The organism is Gordonia mangrovi (assembly GCF_024734075.1).
GTDB lineage: Bacteria > Actinomycetota > Actinomycetes > Mycobacteriales > Mycobacteriaceae > Gordonia > Gordonia mangrovi.
The window spans coordinates 3,015,704-3,032,595 of sequence record NZ_CP102850.1 but is presented as its reverse complement, the minus strand read 5'-3'; the positions used below and the strand labels follow the sequence as shown (position 1 = coordinate 3,032,595).

The following is a 16,892-nucleotide window of genomic DNA, read 5'->3' as shown; positions in this document are numbered from 1 at the left end:
GAGATGGCATGCTGAGCGCATGCGATCGGTGTCCGACCACCAGTCCGTTGTCGCCGCCCTCTTCGGCGATCCCGTCACCGCCACCGTGCCGGTGAGCACCGCGCTCGGCGGTGTCACGGCCACCGAGATCCTCGCGCCGACGGGACTGCCCGGTTTCGACAACTCGGCGATGGACGGTTACGCCGTTCGAGCCGACGAGATCTCCTCTGCCACAGCGCAATCTCCGGTGAGATTGCCGGTCGCCGAGGACATCCCGGCGGGCCGCACCGACCACCTGACCCTGACCCCCGGGACCGCACACCGCATCATGACCGGAGCGCCGATGCCCGACGGCGCCGACGCGGTGGTGCCGGTGGAGCTGACCGACGGCGGGACCGACGAGGTCACGATCCGAACATCCGTGCTGAGCGGAAAACACATTCGCCGCGCCGGCTCCGACATCGAGGCCGGTCAGCCCGCCATATCGGCGGGTACCCGCCTCGGCGCCCCGCAACTGGGCCTGTTGGCAGCGCTGGGGCTCACCGAGGTCGCCGTCGCCCGGCGGCTCCGTGTGGTGGTGCTCTCGACCGGCTCCGAGCTCGTCACCCCGGGGCAGCCGCTCAGTCACGGACAGATCTACGAGTCCAACGGGCCGATGCTGACCGCCGCGGCCACCGAGGCCGGCGCCGAGGCCACCCATCTGCACTATGTGACCGACGACGTCGCGGCGTTTCGCGCCCGCCTCGACGAGATCAGCGGCTGGGCCGACGTCATCATCACCTCGGGTGGGGTGAGTGCCGGGGCCTTCGAGGTCGTCAAGGACGCGCTCACCGACAGCGACGACGTCGAGTTCGTGAAGGTCGCGATGCAGCCCGGCATGCCGCAGGGCTGCGGCCGCTACCCGGGACCCGACGGGCGACGGGTGCCGATCATCACGCTGCCCGGCAATCCGGTGAGTTCACTGGTGTCCTTCGAGGTGTTCATCCGGCCGCCACTGCGCGCCGCGATGGGTTTGCCCGACGACCGCCACACCTTGACCGCCCAGCTCAGCTCCGACGTCCGGTCACCGGCCGGGAAGCGGCAATTCCTGCGCGGGGTCCTCCGCCACACCGACGACGGCCAGGTGGTCGACCCGATCGGCCCGCCCGCCTCCCACCACCTGCGCTACCTGGCGCAGGCCAACGCGCTGATCGACATCCCCGAGGATGTCGACGCGGTGACAGCCGGCGCACAGGTCGAGGTGATCGAACTGTGAATGGTGCGGAGCTGACCTCCGTCACACTGCCGGCCACGCCGGACACTCTAAGCTGGGGCGAGCGGGCCGTGAGATCGCACGTGCCCAGTCGACTAGCAGGAGGTTGATGGTGGCCAGGCGCCCGCGGCCGAACGGAACGCGCAGCGGAGCAGGACATCTCGTCGACCTCGCGCGGGAGACCATTCCCCCGGTGCATCCGGCAGGTATCCCGTTCGTGGTGGGACCCGCCACCGTCGCCTTCCTGGGTCGCCGGCATCCGTGGATCGCACGCCCCGCCGCACTCACCGCCGCGGCCTGCGCGTTGTTCTTCCGGCACCCGCGCCGCGTTCCGCCCACTCATCCGGGAGCGGTGGTCGCCCCGGCCGACGGCACCATCTCACTGGTCGACGAGGCGGTACCGCCGCCGGAGTCCGGACTCGGCGACGAGCCGCTGCCCCGGGTGTCGACGTTCCTGTCCATCTTCGACGTGCACGTGCAACGTGTCCCGGTCGCGGGCCGGGTGACCTCGGTGACCCACACCCCGGGCGCCTTCGTCTCCGCCGATCTGCCCGAGGCGAGTTCGGTCAACGAGCGGACCACGATGACGCTTCGGTGCCACGTCGGTCAGTCCGAGTACGACGTCGCCGTCGTGCAGATCGCCGGTCTCGTCGCGCGGCGCATCGTGTGCGACCCCGTCGTCGGCGACGACCTGGCGATCGCCGACACCTACGGCCTGATCCGGTTCGGCTCCCGCGTCGACGTCTATCTGCCCGCGGGCACGGTTCCGCAGGTGCGGGTGGGCCAGCGCGCGGTGGGCGGCGAAACCCTGTTCGCGACTCTCGGCTGATCGCATGTCCTCCACCCGCCGGCCCGAGCGTCCGAGCTCGCACCGAACGCCCGGTTCCCACCGCACACCGAGCACCCACCCGACCCGGAGCACACGGACCACGGTGGCCACCGCATCGGCTCCCGAGCGCACCCGACTGCGTAGCCAAGCGGCCGCCGGACGTCTGTTCGTGCCGTCGGCGCTGACGATCCTGGCGATCTGCGCCGGCCTGACCGCCGTGCGGGTCACCGCCGACGGCGAGATCGACATCGCGATGGGCCTCGTGGTCGCCGCGGCGCTGCTCGACGGCATCGACGGCCGGGTCGCGCGGATCATGGGGGCCACGACCCGCATCGGCGCGGAGATCGATTCGCTGGCCGACGCGATCAACTTCGGTGTCGTGCCCGCCCTGATCGTCTACTTCTACCTGACCCCCGACAAGGACATCGGCTGGGCATTCGCGTTGATCTACTGTTGCGCGATCGTCCTGCGCCTGGCACGCTTCAACACCCTCATCGACGACGACGAGGCACCCGGCTACACCCGCGACTTCTTCGTCGGCGTCCCGGCGCCGGCCGCGGCGATCATCGCCCTGCTGCCGATCGGACTGTCCCAACAGTTCGGCTCCGGCTGGTGGACCTCGCTGCCCGTGGTCGGCGGATGGCTGGTCTTCGTCGCGTTCCTCGCGGTCAGCCGCATCCCGACCGCGTCGCTGAAGACCACGTCGATTCCGCCGCGGGCGCTGGCCGGACTGCTGATCGTGGTCGCGATCGGCGCGGCCCTGCTGCTGACGTTCCCCTACACGTTGATGCTGATCGCCATCGGCGGCTATCTGCTGCACATCCCCTTCGCCTGGCGCAATCAGCGATGGGTGGCCTCGCGCCCCGAACACTGGGAGGCACACCCCGCCGAGCGTCGGGCCGAACGGCGCGCGATGGCCCGCTCGCAGCCGCGACGCCCACGGTTGACGTCGACGAACCGGTCGCAGGCGCGCCTGGGCTTGCGCCGCCCGACCGGGACGGTCGAGCCCACGTCCGCCGGTGTCGACCAACGCCACGACGTCGAGGAGCGCTGATGGCCGGCCACGTCCAGCTGACCCTCACCGCGCGCGTCAACCCGGCGGCGGGCGAGGCTCGCCGCGGGATCGTGCGCGTGCACCCCGAAGTGCTCGCCGCGCTCGGACTGCGGGAGTGGGATGCCGCGTCGATCACCGGCGCCCGGGTCACCGCCGCGGTACTCGCCGCCGCCGGCCCCGATACCCCACCCGGCACCGCACTGCTCGATGACGTCACCTTCGCCAACGCCGGTATCCGGGAGAACGCAGCGGTCGTGGTAGCGCCGGTAACGGTGCACGGAGCCGGGCAGGTCACTGTGTCCGGTTCGGCACTGGCCGCCGGGTCGGTCGACGAACCCACCCTGCGACGCGCGCTACTGGGCAAGGTCGTCTCGGTGGGCGACTCGGTGTCCCTGCTCCCCCGCGACCTCGGGCCCGAACTCACCGCGACGCCCGCGACCCGGGCGCTGGCGATCTCGGTCGGTATCACCTGGACCAACGAACTGTTGACGGTCACCGGCACCGATCCGGACGGACCGGTCAGCGTCCAGACCAACACCGCCGTGCTGTGGGCCGGCGGGCACGACCGCGGCCGCACGTCGAGACCGTCACCACCACCGTCCACGGCCCTGGGGTTTGCCGCGACTTCTCCCACGGAGTCGACGCCGCCGCGGGCAACCACCGCCTCGGGTGTGGTGTCGCACCGCGCACCGCCGGGACCGCTGGTGCGCCCGGTGTCGACGCTGGTGGGGGTGGACACCCAGGTCGCGCGGCTGACCGAGTGGCTGTCGATCACCCTCGACGAGCCCGAGGTGCTGCAGACCCTCGGCGCCGCGCCCCGCCTCGGGGTGCTGATCACCGGGCCGCCCGGCGGCGGTAAGGCCACCATGGTGCGGTCGGTGTGCGCCGATCGACCGCTGACGGTGGTGGACGGTCCGACAGTCGGGGCACTGGAGAGCGGCGCGCGGCTCGCCGCGGTGCGCTCGGCGATCGCCGACCTCGACGACACCGGCGGGGTGCTGATGATCACCGATGTCGATGCCCTGCTGCCCGCACCCCGCGAAACCACCGCGGCCGACCCGGTGTCCACGCTGATCCTCGACGAACTGCGCGCCGCGATCGGCGCCGGCACCATCGCGTTGATCGCGACCACCGCGGAAGCCGTCCGCCTCGACAGCCGGCTGCGCGACCCGTCGCTGTGCGACCGCGAACTCATCGTCGGGCTCCCCGACTCGTCGACGCGCGCCCGGCTTCTCGGCGTCATCCTCTCCGACGTGCCGACCGACGGTCATCTCGACCTCGACCTGATCGGCTCCCGCACCCCCGGTTTCGTCGCCGGTGATCTGGCGGCGCTGGCCCGCGAGGCCGCGTTGCGTGCTGCGGCCCGGGTGACCTCGGCGGACGACGAGGACCGGCCGGAACCGGCGCTGCGGACCGACGACCTGCTCGGTGCGCTGGCGGTCATCCGCCCGGTGTCGCGGCTGGACTCCCCGGAGGTCGCGGTCGGGTCGATCACGCTCGACGAGGTCGGCGACATGGTCGAGACCAAACAGGCACTCACCGAGGCGGTGCTGTGGCCGCTGCAGCATCCCGACACCTTCACCCGCCTCGGTGTCGCGCCGCCCCGCGGAGTGTTGCTGTTCGGTCCCCCTGGCTGCGGCAAGACCTTCGTGGTGCGGGCCCTGGCTGCGTCGGGCCGGCTGTCGGTGCACACCGTCAAGGGTGCGGAACTGATGGACAAGTGGGTCGGGTCGTCGGAGAAGGCGGTGCGGGATCTGTTCGCCCGCGCCCGCGAGTCGGCGCCGTCGCTGATCTTTCTCGACGAGATCGACGCCCTGGCCCCGCGGCGCGGGCAATCCAATGACTCCGGAGTCGGCGATCGGGTCGTCGCGGCTCTGCTCACCGAACTCGACGGCGTCGAACCGCTGCAGGACGTGGTGGTGCTCGGCGCCACCAACCGGCCCGACCTCATCGACCCGGCGCTGTTACGGCCCGGGCGGCTTGAACGACTGGTGTTCGTCCCACCACCCGACGCCGCGGCGCGCGCCGACATCCTGCGGGCGTCAGGTCGCAACGTGCCGTTGGCCGACGGCGTCGACCTCACGGCGCTCGCCGACGATCTGGATGGTTACTCGGCCGCCGACTGTTCGGCGCTGCTGCGCGAGGCCGCGTTGTCGGCGATGCGGCGCGACATCGACGCCGCGACCGTCGGCCCCGACGACATCGCCGACGCCCGCGGTCGGGTGCGGCCGTCGCTGGATGCCGCGCAGGTGGCGAACCTGCAGGCGTTCGCGCAGCGGCGGGTGGAGTGACTACGTCGCTGACCCGTGGTCTCCCGGCGCCGCACTACCTGCGTAATCATCGAGTCCCGCAACGAGATCGGAGACCCATGGCATCTCGTCGTAGCGCCGCTGATGCAGCGCCGCGATCTTGGTGCCCACATCGGGGTCGGATTCGTCGGTGACGTCGAATGAAACGAACTTGGAGATGTGCGGCAATCCAACCTTGTCGCTGTTGAGATGCGACGGGTGAATGAGGTACTCCCAATAGCCATCGAGGTCAGGTAGAGCGTAGATGGCACCATACTCATACTCGCCGCCGAAGTCGCGTCCTACCACATACGACGAGACCGCGGGAATGGATTCGCCCTGATTGCGCAGACTGTCCATACAGGTATCTATCTGCTCCTGGGTTGCACTGTCTCGGAATGTAAACCGAATTCCGTGGTAGATCATTTCTATTCCTTTCTTAGGGTGATTCACTGACTGGAGCGCTCAATCGTGCTGATTCCCAGCCATTTCCAGATGCGCCGACAGCCGGCTGACATCGACGCCGACATCACTGCCCTCAGCCGCTTGCGTCAATATCTCCTTGGCGGCGGCGAAGAAGTTCCCATCGATACCGGCGGACGCTAATTCCGATGCAATGGGACCTGACACCGATATCAACGCGCTGATAGGCGCTCCGCACGACGAGTTATCCTGGTTCCGCTCCGCGTCGAACGCTCTGCGCAACATCGTGCTGGCAGCCCACCCTCCGTCCAACACCCGGGCCGACTCCTCCACCGGTAGACCGGTGGAGCGCAACAAGTTGACGCCGATCGCCGCTGACACGACATGGGTGGTCACGAGGAACTGGTTGATCAACTTCAGACGCAGTCCTGCACCGCCGTCACCGAGGTGCACCACGTCGCTGGAATACTCGAGCATGAGAGAACGAACCTGATCGGTGGCCGACTCGACTCCACCCACCATGGTGATCAAAGTGCCGGCACGCGCCCCCTCGGGGCCGCCGGTCACCGGCGCATCGAGGAACGTGGCGCCCACCAATGAAGCACGATCCGCTATCTGCGACCGTACTTCCGGCGAGAATGTGCCGTGTTCAACGAAGACGTGCCGTTCCGTAGCGTGCGTGAGCAAACCGTTCGCGCCCAGATATACCTCCTTGACGGCAGCATCATCCAGGAGGCAACTGACGACCACATGGCAGTTCTTCGTAACCTCCGCCGGCTGCTTCGCAATACGCGCTCCGCGTGCCGCGAACGGCGCCGATTTGTCCACGGACCGGTTGTAGACGACAAGACGATGGCCTGCTTGTTGGAGTCTCTCGGCCATTCGCCCGCCCATGGTTCCGAGGCCTACAAATCCGACGTCGCTACACACGTGCACCGCTCCTGAGAAAGTCAAAATCGCAACCTTCCGAGGCCTGCAGCACATGCTCGTGGTGCAGGCGCTCGAAGCCACGTGACGGTGCCTTGGCTTGCGACAACCTCGCTCGACGCGCTTCGAGTTCATGTTCGTCGACGAGTAAGTCCAACCGGCCCGCGTGCACATCCAGCTCGACGGCGTCACCGTCGCGCACCAGCGCCAATGGACCACCCACAGCCGCCTCCGGACAGGCGTGCAATATCATCGTTCCGCTCGATGTTCCGCTCATGCGAGCATCGGAGATCCGCACCATGTCGCGAACCCCGGACTGCACCAACGTCTTCGGGATCGGGATGGCACCAACCTCAGGCATGCCGGGCCCCCCTACCGGGCCGACCCCGCGGAGTACCAGGACGCTGTCAGCAGTCACCTCCAGGTTCGGGTCGTCAATCCGATCGTGGAGGTCCTCGACACCGTCGAACACCACTGCCGGACCGCAGTGACTGAGCAAGCGTTCATCTGCTCCTGCGCATTTCACGACTGCGCCATCGGGCGCGAGAGTCCCGGCCACCACTGCAAGCCCCGCCGTGCGTGCCGAAGAAACCGAACTACGAATTGCCCCGGAGGTACGCACCGGTGCACGGCGAACGATGATCTCCGACCACGGGCGGTCGGTTCCGGCCAGCTGGGTGGTGTCGAAGAGGTCGCCGAGTTCAGCGATCACGGCCGGCGCCCCACCCACCGCGTCGAGATCAGACAGGTGGTAGTCACCGGCAGGTCGCACGTCGGTGATCAATGGGACGCCTCGCAGGCATTCGCGAAGTTCACCGGTGTCGAGCGGCTCGCCGACGCGTCCGGCAAGTGCTGCCAGATGGAGCAGCGCATTGGTGGAACCGCCGCATGCCGCGGTAACCCTGATGGCGTTCCAGATCGCCTCACGGGTCACCACCTGCGAGGGCGTCAACCCCGCTCGAGCGCGCTCGACGATCTGTCGTCCGGTCTTCTCTGCCGCGGCACGGCGCCGAGCGCTGGTTGCCGGCAACAGAGCGCTACCGGGTAGCGCCATGCCGAGGGCCTCCGCGACGATCGCCATCGTCGTGGCCGTACCCATGACATTGCATGTACCGACGCTGTCGTTGAGACATGTCTCGACACATGACCAGTCCTCATCGCTTAACAGCCCCGCACGGTGGTCATCCGACAACGACCAGATGTCGTCGGTGGTGAGTTCCCTGTCCCCCCAGCGTCCCAACGCCCGTGGGCCGGCGGCGATGGTGAGCGATGGGCGGTCTGCGCTGTAGGCTCCCATCAACTGTGCCGGAACGGTCTTGTCACATCCGCCCAACATGACGACCCCATCGATCGGCGACGAGGTGATCATCTCTTCGACGTCCATCGCCATCAGATTGCGTAGGTACAGCGAACTGGGCCTGATGTATGGCTCCGACAGTGAGATTGTCGGAAACTCCAGCGGAAACCCGCCCGCGGCGATCACCCCTCGTTTGACGGCCGCCGCAAGCTCGCGCAAGCCGGCGTTACATGGAGTCAGCTCGCTCCAGCTGTTCGCAATACCGATCACTGGGCGCTGCCCCACCGCTTCTGGTGAGAAGCCCTCAGCGGTCATGAACGCCCTCGCGAGGAAACCGTCGAATCCCTTTGCCGAGAACAGCTCACCGGTTGTCTGCGATACCGATTCCTGCGGCACCGTACTCACCTCCGTAGGTCCATCCCAGACCGGCGCGTGCATCGCTGGGAACATACTCAAGACTGACCTTGCCCCGATAGTCACGGTCCGCAAGGATTCGGAAGAACCGACTCCAGTCGATGTCGCCGGTCCCTGGGTCGCCACGTCCGGGTGAGTCCGCTACCTGGACGTGGCGAACCCATGGCGCATACTCTGCGAACACGGTGGACACGTTGTGCCCCTCGGCGGCGACGTGAAAAGTGTCGAACAGCAGCCCGAGTCGCCCGGGCTCATCCAGGCCGGCACGTAGTCGAATGACTTGTTCACAGCTGGTGATCAAATACCCTGGATACGTCGTCTCACTCAGCGGTTCGATTAGTAGCTGCGCGCCGTCAACGGGAGTTCTGCTCAGTGCCCAGTTCAGATTCTCAGTCAGCACAGCGTCCTGATCGACACCGGGCTGGCGGTTGCCGGCGACCATGTTGATGAACTGCACGCCCAAACAGACTGCAGCCGACAACGTCTCTTCAAATGAGCGCCGCCACTGCGCGACCTGTTCCGGGTCGGCCATCCGTCCACATTCGGCATGCGAACCACGCGGCACGTTGATCGAATTCACCTGGACTCCAGCCGATGCCACCGAATCGGCAACGCGGTCCAGTTCTCCGGGCGGCACTTCCCAGAAATCAACATGCGAGAAACCGTCCTCTGCGGCGGCAATGACTCGCTCCGAGAGCGACACGGCCGGATACAGTAATCCCAGGTGCGCAACTGCTGTGCGACCTGCCACCTCGACCACCTCTACTGACCTCCTGATGCGGTCACCGCAGGATTCGCGCGGCATCAAGCCACCATCGATACAGCCACGTGCGCACGCGCCGCGCGAATCCACGCGGGGCGTCCACCCCGCACACGACACCCGAACGCACAGCGTCGTCGTCGATCATCGACCGAGTTGCCGCTGTAGCCACGATCCGATGACGCTCACCGACGCAGCTGTCGAGTCACACTGACAGTGTTCACATCCGGGCTCACCGTACTCAAACACTTTGAGTTCGTTGTCACCCTCGGGCAAGGCTTCGAAGAGCCGGTGGGCAAGACCCACCGGGACGATGGTGTCGGCCGCACCATGAACCACCAGCACCGGACACTGAAGTTCGTCCACAACCGGAACACGGAAGGGCGCAAGAGCTTCGAGGGCAGCCTCGGTGTCGGCGACCCCGAGCATCTGCGGAAGCAGTGCAGCAAGATGGTCAATCGTGTGGCCACCGTGCTGGAGCTTGGCCTTGATCTGCGCCTGGATATCCCACTGCGCTCCCCAGGCGATTGCGCCCGCGAGACGCGGCTCGTACGCCGCCGCGCGGATCGCGAACAGCCCGCCCAGGCTCTGCCCGACCATCGCGATGCGGTTGACGTCAGTGACTTCGTCCTGCTCGAGGAAGTCGATAGCGGCGCCCACGACTGTCTCCCAGTCATGTCGAAGCAGGTGCCCTCGCACGCGCGCCTCACCCTGACCAGGGCCATCGAGAGTCAGGACTTGGAATCCTCGCTCGGCCAGCCGACGCCCGAGCGCGAAGTACAGCTCCTCACAGACCGAATCGGCGCCACCACAGATCATGACGGTGGGTAGCGGTCGGCTCGGCGCCGGCTTGTGGAACAGATAGCCTGGCAAAGTGCCGCTTTCGAAGGGAATCTCGACACTTCGAATGGCGAGATCGTCATACGCCAACGACTTCTGGAAGGCCCTCCGCCGATCTGCCACCCCACTGCGATAGCGCTGGTCCTCGGGCAAAAGGAAGAAGATCGAAGCTCGGTAGTAATTACTGGCCCGCCGCCAGGCGTCCCGAGCGGTGATGGTATCGCCGGTCGCCCGCGCCTCGTCGCCCGACTTCTCGACCCGCGAAGCCAGCGCGTACAGCGACGCGTACCAGCCTTCGACATCTCCCGGCCGCAGGTCTCGCACCGCGAAGTGCACTTCAGAGATGTCCGCGCCGCCGTCACTGGCCTGCACGAACAAGCGCAATACCTGGAATGACCAATAAGGACTTTCCGGCCAATACATGAAGGCACCCGGCTCCGCGTCGGCGGGGATGTCAATGTCAGAGTTCACAGTCACAGTTGACTCCTGTTGTGTATTAGTTGTTTTGGCTGTAGCGCTCGTCGGCGCTAGGCGGTGCTGTTCGCAAATCCGTCCGGGGTCTTCGGTACAGCGATGGGCGACTGGCAGGTCCGAGGACGGAGCGACGACAGCGTCATCGCGAGCGACGACAGCGCCGCCACTCGTCGATCGAACGCCGAAGACCCCGGACGAATCTCCGGACAGGGCCACTAAGGAACGGTGACAACGATCTTGCCGCCGCCGCTTCTCGTCCGAAGCGCATTCACGGCTTCATCTGCTTTGTCGAACGCGTAGCGGCCGCCGTCATCAACGCGAAGTTCGCCCGCTGCAAGGAGCGCAACGAGTTCCGCCATCGATTCGCGGAGAAGTCCCGGCGGAAACGTACCTAGATACATTCCCGACACAACGAGGTTGCGTCGGCTGAGGGCACGCGGATCGTACGGCGTCGGCGCATCGCCACTTGCTTTCCCCACCGAGACGAGTCGCGCCAGTGGACGCGCAGCCTCTACCGCCTGATCGAAGGCCGATCCTCCGATGTTGTCGACCACAACGTCCACACCGTGATCCCTGGTGGCATCCATGATGGCAGATGCGAGATCGTCTCCGCGCGAATTGATCACGTGATCAGCACCCAGTTCGGACACCTTTGAATTCTTCGATTCCGAAGACACCCCGGCCACAACCGTTGCTGCACCTGCCAGTTTGGCCAGTTGGATTGCCAGCATTCCGACGCCGCCGGCTGCGCCGAGCACGAGAACCGAGTCCCCTTTGCCGATGCGCCCCAGCGTGTGCAACGCGTGCCACGCAGTGTTGCCTTGGATCACCATCGTCAGAGCTTCGAGGTCACCTACGCCTTCAGGAAGAGGAAAGACCACTTCCCTGGACACCGCCACGCGCTCGGCGAACCCGCCGCCCTCTGTCGTGAGCGCGGCCACCCTCGTCCCGTCCGCTAGGCGACCGATGACCTCTGATCCGAGAACGTGCGGTAGGGCTACATTCTGCCCATACGCGTTGGCAGCGACATTCAGATCGTGGAAGTTCACGCCGACCGCCTCAACGTCGACCAGCACCTCGTCCCCGGCCAACTCCGGATCTTTGGTCTCGACGATCTCGAACTCGACGGGTTCGCCGTACCGGACGATCTGCGCAGCACGCATTCGTCGCCTCCTTCGTATTGTGTTTGAGCACTTGTGATTTGAATCTACGCGGCTGAATTTGTTAATGCAACTATTCGGTGCAGTACGGCTTCGCGGTCGTCAACTACGGTGTCGTCGTCCGACCAGAGTCGATGCCGCTACCGCAATGACCAGTGCAGCACCAGTGAAGACGTCGCTTACCCATCCTGCCGCGCCCGCCAGCGACAGGCCCGCGACGCTGATCGCGATGAAGAACACCGCAACAAAAGTCCCCAGTACGTTGAACCTCCCTGGCCAAATTGCCGTGGCCCCCAGAAAGACAGCAGATAGCGCCTGGAGGGTGAATGCCGTGCCGCCGGCCTGAGGGCTCGCAATTCCGTTCCGGGCCAACAATGCGATACCCGCGAGCGAGGCAAACAACGCCGACAACACGAATGCGGAAGCCACGTGCCGTTGGACACCGATGCCGACCAGATCGGCCGCTCGGCGGTTGGACCCGATCATGGTCAGTCGACGGCCAGGAGGGGTGAGCGCAAAGAAGTACGCAACCAAACCACCGGCAACCAAGGCGGCGATGGTCAATGCGGGAATGCCGATGATGGCCATGGTCCCAACGTCGGTCAAACTACGTGGGATTCCTTCGACAATGTTCACTCCACCGGTCCCCCAGGTGACCAGCCCGGTCAGCAACGTTGCCATGCCGAGGGTGGTGATGATTCCGTTCACTCCGACTCGGGTCACCAGTACCGCGTTGATGCCACCCACCACCAATCCCACCAGTAGACCCATCACGATCGCGACGGGCAGCGACCAGCCGTTCGCCGCGAAGGATGCCACGACGATGTGGGTGGTTGTCGCCACGGCGCCCACCGACAAATCGAACTCCCCGCACACGAGCGGGAACAACGAGGCAAGAGCGGCTAACACGAGTGCGGACTGATTGGCTGCGACGTTCTGCAGGTTGTCGATCGACAGGAAGGTCGCAGATGTCTGGGGCCATGTAGCGAAGAAGACGAAGACACCGAAGGTCAAGATGACCAGCGCGAAGCGTTCCAATATCGACTGAACGGTCTTGGTACGACTTCTCGCAGGGCCGATGTCTTGGTCAGGGTCGGTCTGGGTTGCAATGGACACAGTGGTCTCCCTAGGTCAGGCATGAGATGCGACCGCAACGCTGCTGGCCGCGAGGCTCGTGAGGCGGTGTTCGGACAGCTCGTCCCGCGGCACTTCGGCGACGATCGACCCGGCCCGGAGTACAAGAACGCGGTCGCAGAGTTCGGCCAGCTCAGCAAAATCCGATGAAACGACGAGTGCGGTTGCGCCGTCAGCGACCGCAGAAGCGATCAACTGATGTATCTCGGCTCGCGCTCCGACATCGACGCCTTGAGAAGGTTCATCCAACAGAGCAACGCGCGGAGCGTTGCGCAACCAACGAGCCAAGATGACCTTCTGCTGATTTCCTCCCGATAGTGCACTCAACGGTTGCGCGCAACCATTCGACGCAACCAAGAAACGCTCCGAGTCACGCCGCGCGTCGGCGCTCTCGAGGCTGAGACGCAGACGGAACCCACGCCAGTAATCGCGTATGCCGACGATCGACATGTTCGTCTGAATCGACTGGTCCATGAAAGCGGCGTCGGCGGCCCTGTTCTCCGGTACGTACGCAACGCCCGCTGCGATCGCGGATCCGATGGACCCCGCCTCGAGATACTGATCCTCGATTCTCACGCTGCCGGCATGTACCTGCGCTCCGAAAATACTGCGCAACAGGCGAGATCGCCCACTTCCAACCATTCCCGCGATCCCGACGGTCTCACCAGGCCAACAGGAGAAGGTCACAGCGCCTGTTGACGCCACCGGCAGGCTCTCGACATCGAGAAGTGGTGCGTGCGTTCGTGTCGACAACATTGTGGCGGAGTTGCGCCGCTCGCGTTGAGGGACGGCTCCGCCCGCAATCAGCTCCACGATCCGGTCTTCAGTGATCTCGTCTGCGGTAAGTGTCGCGGCCTTTCGGCCATCTCGCAGAACAGTCGCCGAGTGTGCCACACCCACGACATCACCCAGGCGGTGACTCACCATCAAGATGGTGTGTCCGGCGGCGGCATAGCGTGACAACCTACCCAGTAACCGGCTTGCTTCGTCGTTTGGCAGACATGACGTTGGTTCATCGAGCACCAGAACCGATTTGGTGGCTCCGTCGAGTTCATCATCCTGGAGTGCCCGCGCGATCGCCACCAGCGTGCGCTCCACCTGCGACAGCTCCACAAGCGGTTGTTCGGGAGTGACGCCGATATCGAATCGTTCGATCAGTTTGGCAGCTCTGTTACGTAGGGCGCGCCAATCTATCCGTCCGTGCCGAATCGGGAACTCCTGGGCTGCGGTGAGGTTCTCCGCGACCGAGAGCTCGTCAAACAGACCTAGATCCTGGTGGACGAACCTCAATCCCACGCGCGCAGCCCAGCTCGGATTCACCCGTCGCGCATCGATTTCCATACCCTGCACCGTGAGTGCCCCTGCATCCGCGGTATGCACCCCGGCCAGAATCTTGATGAGTGTGGACTTGCCTGACCCGTTTCCACCCAGCAGGGCGTGAATTGACCCTGCCGCGATATCGATATCCACATCGCAGAGTGCCGGAATCGAATCGAACGTCTTTCGTAGTCCCCGGGCAGACAGTGCAAGTTCTGTCATCACCATGGCCCCTTCGATCACTTGCCCCAGGCAGTTCGATAAGCGCTCTCGTAGTCGACATTTGCCGCGACTATGTCACCGGAAGGCACATTCGAACTGTCGACGAGCGTCCACGTCAACCCTGAGTCCTGGGGTTGTTGATCGGCGAAAACACTGTTGAAGGTGTCGATGGCCGCCCATCCGGCCCACTGCCCCGGCATCGTCGTCGTCGACAAGAGTTTGCCCGATCGGATCAAGCCGATTTCCGAAGGCAGCCCCTCACCGCCGACTGCTTGCACTCCGGCTCGAGACGACGACAGGGCCGGGACGACGTACTGCGCGGTCGCCGAGCTGAACGGGCTCTTGATGTAGTTGGCCTCCGGATGCCGCGATAACGCGGTCTGGATCATCACGGTCAGCTTGCCAGAAGCAAAATCGGGTGTGGTAAACGGCACGGTCTCCACCACCTCACTGCCCTGCGACGCTTCGATGGTGTCGTTGAATCCCTCACTCATCGCCTTCACCACACCGACTTCGGGATCGAGCACCGAGATCACCTTGGCTTGATCATTGCTCTCAGCGATGACCTTCTGCGCGGACAGCACACCCGCCTGCCTCCAGAAATCGGCCCAGCCACCGTCGGCAGTGCTCACGTCCGCACTGAACGCCGAATCTCCCGGCGACGGCGACGCCGGATCGTCGCAGTCGACGCCATCGATCGGAACAATCGCCACCCCTTGCGCTTTGGCTTCCTGAAACGAACTTGCGGCATAGCTGCAATCGATGACGACCGGCATGATGCCGTCGTACCCTGCTGTCACGGCACGCCGAACCATCGCCGAAACCTGAGAGATGTCGTGATTGGCGTTGAAGACCGTCGTCTCCCAGCCAATGGCTTCGGCAGCCGCCTTGGTCGCCTCGACTGGCACCGAGCCCGACTCGTCCAACGACAGGGTGATGATCGCGATCCTCTTGTCGGGCACAGCGGGCCGCGAAGCGGTCGAGGGTCCTTCGCTGCTCCCATCCCGGGCGACGTCGACCGCAGACTGCGCGGCCGCAGCGGCCTGGACCTGCTGGCCATCCCCCGCTTCCTGCGCATCGTCGCCGCTGGACCCGATACTCGAACAACCTGATATCCCGACTGCAATTCCGACCGCGATGGCGGTCGAGGCCAGGCGACGGCCCCGTCCGAAAGGACGCATCTGAATCCTCCTACGTGCTACGTGCGGAGACCCACACGACTGCGAGCTGTTAACGCATCTGCCAGTTGCATTTATATTCGGAGGGGCTACGCGCGTCAACAGGAAGCCCACAATTTTCTTGAACCACCACCCGCTCGCGGCTGCGCAGGCGAGTACCATCATGCTGCAAACGCAACTAATCGTCTACTTAGGAGTTCCAGATGCTGCACGCCGCCATCGTGGGCATGGGCTGGTGGGGACGTACCGTTCTCGACGCCATGTCCGACAGCGCTGAGGTGCGCACGGTCATGGCCGTCGACCCGGCGCCTGCTGCCCTACACTTCGCCCAAGAGCGAGGTCTGGCGACAACGACCGATTTTGCCACCGCGTTGAGCAGCCCGCATGTCGATGCTGTCGTGCTGTGCACACCGCATCAGCAGCATCACGAGCAAGTCATCGCTGCTGCGCAGGCCGGTAAACACGTTTTCTGCGAGAAGCCGTTCAGCATGGATCTCAACGGCGCCGAGTCGATGGTACGGGCGGCCGAGGCCGCCGGAGTCCACCTCGGTATCGGCCATGAGAAACGCTTCGAGCCTGGAGTGCAGTACTTGAACGACCGGTACCGGGTCGGCGACATCGGAACCGGACTCGTACTCGAGGCCAACTTCAGTCAGAACAAATTTCTTGCGCTACCGGCAGACAACTGGCGACTCTCCGTCGAGCACGCACCTGCTGGGCCACTGTCGGCAACCGGCATCCACTTGGTCGATCTCGCCGTCGCCCTCTTTGGCTGGCCGGACCGCGTCTGGGCCAGGCTTGCCACGATGGCGACACCGTTCGCGAATGGCGACACGCTGTCGATAACAATCGGCTTCCCATCCGGCGCCACTGCACTACTCACCGCAATACTCACGACACCGTTCATGGGTCGGCTATGTCTGTTGGGCTCCGAGGGACGGATCGAAGTTCTCGACCGGGCCCACCCTGAGGATCCGAAGGGCTGGAATGTGACACTCACCCGCCACGATGGCTCAGCCACGCAGTTGAGCTACCCTGCGATGTCGGCCGTGCGGACGAACTTGGAGGCGTTTGCTCGCCACGTCACCTCAGGTGAGGCGTACCCGTTCACCACCGAGCAGATCCTGGCGACCGCGGCTACGACGGAGGCGATCATGACGTCCATCGCCACGGACAGTGTGTGTCGGGTAGCCCAAAGCGCGCACACTAGTTCACCACAGACCACAGGCGCCTGACAGGCTCTGACACGGCTCATCGGACCGCCAAAAATCGCACAAGCGAATAGAGTTCGGTGGTGTGGCGTGCGAGCCGAAACCTCATCCACCCACGACGAAAAGAGGGATT

General features: G+C 65.1%; 14 protein-coding genes. 5 read left to right on the top strand and 9 right to left on the bottom strand.

Annotated features, from left to right (window positions below):
• Positions 1 to 19 precede the first annotated feature (19 nt).
• From moeA to NWF22_RS13675, 4 genes are all read left to right on the top strand, one after another.
• Positions 20 to 1,234, top strand: a complete 1,215-nt coding sequence (moeA, locus tag NWF22_RS13690) for a molybdopterin molybdotransferase MoeA (RefSeq protein WP_160904069.1) — start codon at positions 20 to 22, stop codon at positions 1,232 to 1,234.
• A gap of 109 nt (positions 1,235 to 1,343) precedes the next feature.
• Positions 1,344 to 2,060 (top strand): phosphatidylserine decarboxylase, encoded by a 717-nt coding sequence (locus tag NWF22_RS13685; protein ID WP_160904194.1) that lies wholly within the window; start codon positions 1,344 to 1,346, stop codon positions 2,058 to 2,060.
• 4 nt (positions 2,061 to 2,064) lie between these two features.
• Positions 2,065 to 3,114, top strand: coding sequence for a CDP-alcohol phosphatidyltransferase family protein (locus tag NWF22_RS13680; protein WP_160904068.1), 1,050 nt, complete (start codon positions 2,065 to 2,067; stop codon positions 3,112 to 3,114).
• Entirely contained in the window at positions 3,114 to 5,405 is a 2,292-nt protein-coding gene (locus NWF22_RS13675) for an AAA family ATPase (RefSeq protein WP_160904067.1), read from the top strand. The genes NWF22_RS13680 and NWF22_RS13675 overlap by 1 nt, the downstream gene beginning before the upstream one ends.
• Here the strand turns inward: NWF22_RS13675 and NWF22_RS13670 are convergent, their stop codons facing one another.
• From NWF22_RS13670 to NWF22_RS13630, 9 genes are all read right to left on the bottom strand, one after another.
• Positions 5,406 to 5,828 carry a Dabb family protein gene (locus NWF22_RS13670; RefSeq protein ID WP_160904066.1) on the bottom strand — a complete coding sequence of 141 codons (423 nt, stop codon included), beginning with the start codon at positions 5,826 to 5,828 and terminating at the stop codon, positions 5,406 to 5,408. It lies immediately after the preceding gene.
• 39 nt (positions 5,829 to 5,867) lie between these two features.
• Complete coding sequence (locus NWF22_RS13665; protein WP_160904065.1) at positions 5,868 to 6,707, bottom strand: NAD(P)-dependent oxidoreductase; 840 nt, start codon at positions 6,705 to 6,707, stop codon at positions 5,868 to 5,870.
• A 40-nt stretch (positions 6,708 to 6,747) separates the two neighbouring features.
• Positions 6,748 to 8,364, bottom strand: coding sequence for a dihydroxy-acid dehydratase (locus tag NWF22_RS13660; protein WP_233751990.1), 1,617 nt, complete (start codon positions 8,362 to 8,364; stop codon positions 6,748 to 6,750).
• A 46-nt stretch (positions 8,365 to 8,410) separates the two neighbouring features.
• Positions 8,411 to 9,268 carry a TIM barrel protein gene (locus NWF22_RS13655; protein WP_160904064.1) on the bottom strand — a complete coding sequence of 286 codons (858 nt, stop codon included), beginning with the start codon at positions 9,266 to 9,268 and terminating at the stop codon, positions 8,411 to 8,413.
• Positions 9,269 to 9,367: 99 nt separating this feature from the next.
• The gene (locus tag NWF22_RS13650) at positions 9,368 to 10,540 is read right to left on the bottom strand and encodes an alpha/beta hydrolase family protein (protein ID WP_160904063.1); all 1,173 of its coding nucleotides are present in this window, start codon (positions 10,538 to 10,540) and stop codon (positions 9,368 to 9,370) included.
• Between the two features lie 212 nt (positions 10,541 to 10,752).
• Positions 10,753 to 11,700 (bottom strand): quinone oxidoreductase family protein, encoded by a 948-nt coding sequence (locus NWF22_RS13645; protein WP_160904062.1) that lies wholly within the window; start codon positions 11,698 to 11,700, stop codon positions 10,753 to 10,755.
• A 99-nt stretch (positions 11,701 to 11,799) separates the two neighbouring features.
• A complete protein-coding gene (locus NWF22_RS13640; RefSeq protein WP_160904061.1) occupies positions 11,800 to 12,813 on the bottom strand; it encodes an ABC transporter permease in 1,014 nt (337 codons plus the stop codon).
• Positions 12,814 to 12,828: 15 nt separating this feature from the next.
• Entirely contained in the window at positions 12,829 to 14,370 is a 1,542-nt protein-coding gene (locus NWF22_RS13635) for a sugar ABC transporter ATP-binding protein (protein ID WP_258321141.1), read from the bottom strand.
• Between the two features lie 17 nt (positions 14,371 to 14,387).
• On the bottom strand, positions 14,388 to 15,551 hold the full coding sequence (locus NWF22_RS13630) for a sugar ABC transporter substrate-binding protein (protein ID WP_160904059.1): 1,164 nt from the start codon (positions 15,549 to 15,551) through the stop codon (positions 14,388 to 14,390).
• A gap of 200 nt (positions 15,552 to 15,751) precedes the next feature.
• On the opposite strand from NWF22_RS13630, the gene NWF22_RS13625 reads away from it, so the two are divergent.
• A complete protein-coding gene (locus NWF22_RS13625) occupies positions 15,752 to 16,783 on the top strand; it encodes a Gfo/Idh/MocA family protein (protein ID WP_160904058.1) in 1,032 nt (343 codons plus the stop codon).
• The last annotated feature ends 109 nt before the right edge of the window (positions 16,784 to 16,892 follow it).